Origin of the sequence: Streptomyces phaeofaciens, from assembly GCF_014648915.1 — a bacterium.
Lineage (GTDB): Bacteria > Actinomycetota > Actinomycetes > Streptomycetales > Streptomycetaceae > Streptomyces > Streptomyces phaeofaciens.
Window position 1 is genome coordinate 1 of the sequence record NZ_BMSA01000096.1, and the last position, 1,132, is coordinate 1,132.

The 1,132-nt window shown below is 69.4% G+C and carries 2 protein-coding genes; both read right to left on the minus strand.

Going from position 1 to position 1,132, the window contains the following annotated elements:
• Positions 1–290: glucose-6-phosphate dehydrogenase assembly protein OpcA (locus tag IE275_RS45700; RefSeq protein WP_189718608.1), on the minus strand; the 290-nt coding region annotated here is incomplete at its 3' end.
• Positions 287–1,132, minus strand: an 846-nt coding sequence (locus IE275_RS45705) for a glucose-6-phosphate dehydrogenase (protein ID WP_189718609.1), incomplete at its 5' end; no start/stop codon positions are given. The genes IE275_RS45700 and IE275_RS45705, both read right to left, overlap by 4 nt.

Genomic DNA, 1,132 nt, shown 5'->3' on the forward strand with positions numbered 1-1,132 from the left:
ACCGTCTCGCCGGTGCCCGCGTCCGCGCCCACCCGTACCTCGGCGTCGAGGCGGGACTGGGTGCGGTCGCGGGCCGAGCGCGAGACGCGCTTGATGACCACGAGCGTGCGCGAGGGGTGCTCGTGCGACGCGTCGTTGGCGGCCTTCAGGGCGTCGTAGGCGTTCTCCTCGTCCGTCACGACGACGAGGGTGAGCACCATGCCGACGGCGGGTGTGCCGATGGCCCGGCGGCCCTGCACCAGTGCCTTGTTGATCTTGCTGGCCGTGGTGTCCGTGAGGTCTATCTTCATGGCCGGCGCCAGCTCCGTCCGTCTCGCTCGAGCATCTCGTCGGCCTCGACGGGTCCCCAGGTACCCGAGGGGTACTGCGCGGGCTTGCCGTGCTTGTCCCAGTACTGCTCGATCGGGTCCAGGATCTTCCAGGACAGCTCCACCTCTTCCGTGCGGGGGAAGAGGTTCGAGTCGCCCAGGAGGACGTCGAGGATGAGGCGCTCGTACGCCTCGGGGCTGGACTCCGTGAAGGACTCGCCGTAGGCGAAGTCCATCGACACGTCCCGGATCTCCATCGAGGTGCCCGGCACCTTGGAGCCGAAGCGCACCGTGATGCCCTCGTCCGGCTGGACGCGGATGACGATGGCGTTCTGGCCGAGTTCCTCGGTGGCGGTGGAGTCGAAGGGGGAGTGCGGGGCCCGCTGGAAGACCACCGCGATCTCGGTGACCCGGCGGCCCAGCCGCTTGCCGGTGCGCAGGTAGAAGGGGACACCCGCCCAGCGGCGGTTGTCGACCTCCACCTTGATGGCCGCGTAGGTGTCGGTCTTCGACTTGGGGTTGATGCCGTCTTCCTGGAGGTAGCCGACGGCCTTCTCGCCGCCCTGCCACCCGGCCGCGTACTGACCGCGCACGGTGGCCAGGCCCAGGTCCTTCGGCAGCCGGACCGCGCCGAGCACCTTGGTCTTCTCGGCGGCCAGCGCGTCCGCGTCGAAGGAGGCGGGCTCCTCCATGGCGGTGAGCGCCATCAGCTGGAGCAGGTGGTTCTGGATGACGTCACGGGCGGCGCCGATGCCGTCGTAGTAGCCGGCGCGGCCGCCGATGCCGATGTCCTCGGCCATGGTGATCTGCACATGGTCCACGAA